The organism is Streptomyces sp. BE303 (assembly GCF_036290945.1).
GTDB lineage: Bacteria > Actinomycetota > Actinomycetes > Streptomycetales > Streptomycetaceae > Kitasatospora.
Map to the genome: position 1 here is coordinate 1 of NZ_JAQYWZ010000625.1, position 4,144 is coordinate 4,144.

Below are 4,144 nucleotides of genomic sequence, written 5' to 3' on the forward strand. Positions count from 1 at the left end.
ACCGCCCACAGCACCGGCTGCACCACCTCCACCCGCGCCAACCAGTCGTCCCCGCCCCGCAGCACCGCCTCCACCGAGAACCCCGTCAACGGCAACAGCGCCGCATCACACTCCCGCAGACGATCCGCGAACGCTCGCGACTCCAGCAGCCCCACCGCCATACCCAGCCACTGACCACCCTGACCCGGATACACGAACACCACGTCCGAGCTGCCCGACGGCGACCCGGCCACCGGGCCCAGACCCGCGGCCACCGCCTCCAGACCCTCCGCGTCCCACGCCACCGCCCGCACCGGGAGCGCCGCCCGGCCCACCAGCGTGGCTCCGACGTCGGCCGGGGAAGCCCCGGCGGTGAGGACGTCCCGCAGCGCCAGGGCCTGGGCGCGGACCGCGCCGTCGTCGGCGCCGGACAGCGGCAGCGGTACCGGCCGGCCCGGCTCGGGCTCCCCCTGCGACCCGGGCTGCGACCCGGACTTCGGCTCGGACTTCGGCTCGGGCTGCGACCCGGCCTCGGGCCGGGGCCGGGACGCCTCCGGTGCTTCTTCGAGGATGACGTGCGAGTTCGTCCCGCTGACGCCGAACGCCGACACCCCGGCCCGGCGCGGCCGGCCGGTCCTCGGCCAGGGGCGGGCCTCGGTGAGCAGCTCGACGCCGCCCAGCGCCCAGTCGATGTGCGGGGAGGGCTCGTCGACGTGCAGCGTCCTCGGCAGCACGCCGTGCCGCATCGCCATCACCGTCTTCATCAGCCCGGCCATGCCGGCCGCCGCCTGGGTGTGGCCGATGTTCGACTTCACCGACCCGAGCCAGAGCGGGTCGCCGGTGCGGCCGGCTCCGTAGGTGGCCAGCAGCGCGTTGGCCTCGATCGGGTCGCCCAGCGTGGTGCCCGTCCCGTGCGCCTCGACCGCGTCGATGTCGGCGGGTTCGAGGCGCGCGTCGGCCAGCGCCCGGAGGATGACCTTCTGCTGGGAGGGGCCGCTCGGCGCGGTCAGGCCGTTGGACGCACCGTCCTGGTTGACCGCGCTGCCCCGGACCACGGCGAGGACCGGGTGACCCAGTCGCCGCGCGTCCGAGAGCCGCTCGACCACCAGCACGCCGACGCCCTCGCCCCAGCCGGTGCCGTCCGCGGCGGCGGCGAAGGACTTGCAGCGGCCGTCGCCGGCCAGCCCGCCCTTCCGGCTGAACTCGACGAACGGGCCGGGCGTCGACATGACCGTGACGCCGCCCACCAGCGCGAGGTCGCACTCACCGGCCCGCAGCGCCTGCCCGGCCAGGTGCAGCGCGACCAGCGACGAGGAGCAGCCGGTGTCGACGGTCATCGCGGGGCCTTCGAGGCCGAACGTGTACGAGACCCGCCCGGACAGGACGCTGGCCGCGTTGCCGGTGCCGAGGTGGCCCTCCAGCTCGCTGGGGAAGACGCCCATCGACCACAGGTAGTCCGAGCCGTTCGTTCCGGCGAACATGCCGGTCCGGGTGCCGTGCAGGCCCAGCGGGTCCAGGCCGCCGCGTTCCAGGGCCTCCCAGGCGCACTCCAGCAGCAGCCGCTGCTGCGGGTCCATCGCGACGGCCTCGCGCGGCGTGATCCCGAACAGGCGGGCGTCGAAGCCGGCGACGTCGTCGAGGAACCCGCCCTCGCTGGTGTAGGTGGTGCCGCGCACCGCCGAGTCCGCGTTGACCAGGTCCCCGAGGTACCAGCCGCGGTCGGTGGGGAACGGTGACATCGCGTCGACGCCGTCGGTCACCAGCCGCCACAGGTCCTCCGGCGAGCCGACGCCGCCCGGGAAGCGGCAGCTCATCGCGGTGATCGCCAGGGGCTCGCCCCGGTCGGCCGTGGTGACGGCGACGGCGGGTGCGGGGGCCGCGGTGCCGCCGGCCCGGGCCAGCAGGTGCGCGGCCAGCGCGGCGGCGTTCGGGTGGTCGAAGACGACCGTGGCCGACAACGGCAGGCCGGTCTCGGCGCGCAGCCGGTTGCGCAGGTCGACGGCGGTCAGCGAGTCGAAGCCCAGCTCGCGGAACGGCCTGCGGGGTGCGATGTCGTCGACGGAGGGGTGGCCGAGCACGGCGGCGGCGCCGGACCGGACGCAGGCGAGGACGATCCGTTCCTGCTCGGCGACGGGCAGGCCCGCCAGGCGGGCGGCGAGACCTGACCCGTCCCCGGCGGGCTCCGCCGCCTGCGCCAGCGCGTCCCGGACGGCGGGGATGTCGCCGATCAGCGGCCGGGGCCGCTCGGCGGTGAAGAGTTCGGTGAAGCGCGGCCAGTCGACGTCGGCCACGCAGATCGTGGTGTCGTCCTGGGCGACCGCGCGGCGCAGCGCCTCGATCGCGAGTTCCGGCGCCATCTGGACGATGCCGCGCCGGCGCAGCTGGGCCCCGACCTCGGCCGAGGCCATCCCGGCCTCGTCCCACGAGCCCCAGGCGACGGCGGTCATCCTGCCGCCGCGGGCCCGCCGCTGCTCGGCGAGCGCGTCCAGGGCGGCGTTGGCGGCCGCGTAGGCGGCGTGCGCCTGACTGCCCCAGACGCCGGACATGGACGAGAAGGTGACGAACGCATCCACGTCGCCGACCAGGGCGTCGAGGTGGACGGCGCCGGCGACCTTCCCCGCGAGCAGGCGCTCGACGAGGGCGACGTCGGTCTCGTCGAACGGCACGTTCGCGCCGGTCCCGGCCGCGTGCACGACGGCGTCGACGGGGCCGGCCTCGGCCAGCAGCGCCTCGACGGAGGCCCGGTCGGCCAGGTCGCACGCGACGATCCGGACCTCGGGGCAGAGCGCGGCCAGTTCGTCGCCCAGCCGGGCGGCGCCGGGCGCCCCGGGGCCGCGCCGGCTGGTCAGGACGATCCGTTCGGCGCCGTTCGCGGCGGCCCATCGGGCGATCCGGGAGCCGAGCGCGCCGGTGCCGCCGGTGACCAGGACGGTGCCCCGGGGCCGCCAGCCCTCCCCGCCCCGGCGGGCCGGCGCCGGGGTGATCCGGCGGGTCCACAATCCGTCGGCGCGGATCGCGAGCTGGTCCTCCGCGCCCAGGGCGCCGGCGAGGACGGCGGCCAGGATCTCCTCGGAGCGGGCGTCCGGCGTCTCGGGCAGGTCGACCAGTCCGCCCCAGCGGCCGGGCAGTTCGAGCCCGGCGATCCGGCCCAGGCCCCAGACCTCGGCCTGGGCGAGGCTGAGCGGGGCGCCGCCGACGCCGACCGCGCCCCGGGTGAGGACCCAGGCAGGGGCGTCGATCCCGGCGTCGCCGAGTGCCTGGAGCAGCGTCAGCGAGCCGGCGACGGCGCGTGCGACCAGGGGGTGGTCCGGCACCGGCCGCTCGTCGAGGGCCAGCAGCGACACCACGCCGTCGTACGGCCCGGAGGGCAGGGCGGCGGCCATCGCGGCCCGGTCGGCGGCGGCGTCCAGGACCAGCACGTCGGCGTCCGGGAGGAGGCCGTCCGGCACGGGGGTGTCGACGCCCTCGGGCCTGACGAGCAGCCACCGGCCCTCGGGGCGCCCCGGTCCGGAGGCGGGCGCGGGGGTGGGGGTGGGGACGGGCAGCGGGACCCAGCCGACCGCGTACCGCCAGCCGTCGATCGTGGACGCCAGCTTCCGGCGCGCCCGCCAGGACGCCAGCCCGTCGAGCACCGGTTCGACGGCGTCGGCGGTCAGGCCGAGTTCGTCGGCGAGCGACTCGGCGCCGCCCTCGACGGCGTTCCAGAACTCCGGGTCGCCGCCCTGGTCGCGGCGCTGCTCCTCGGGCGTCAGCCAGTGCCGGCGGCGCTGGAAGGGGTAGGTCGGCAGGTCGGGCAGCGGGCGCAGGCCGGAGAACCACGGGGACCAGTCGACGCGGACGCCCCGCGTCCAGGCGTCGCCGAGCGCGCGGATCCGCCCGGCCGGGCCGTCCTCGCCCCGGCGCAGCGTCCCCCACACCCCCGCGTCCGGAGCGCACTGCTCCAGCGCCACGGTGAGCACCGGGTGCCCCGACACCTCCGCGAAGAGCTGGTGCCCCGAGTCGGCCAGAGCCTTGATCACCGGGGCGAAGCGGACCTGGTCGCGCAGGTTGGACCACCAGTAGGCCGCGTCCACCGGCTCCGTGACCCGCTCCCCCGTCACCGTCGAGAACCACGGAACACGCGGCACCGCACCCCGCACCCCGACCAGACCCGCGACCACCGCCT

General features: G+C 76.9%; 1 protein-coding gene. It reads right to left on the reverse strand.

Features of this window, described 5'->3' with window-relative positions; genetic code table 11:
* A partial coding sequence (locus tag PUR56_RS14400) for an SDR family NAD(P)-dependent oxidoreductase (RefSeq protein ID WP_329949199.1) occupies nucleotides 1-4,106 on the reverse strand: 4,106 nt, incomplete at its 3' end.
* Between the last annotated feature and the right edge of the window lie 38 nt (nucleotides 4,107-4,144).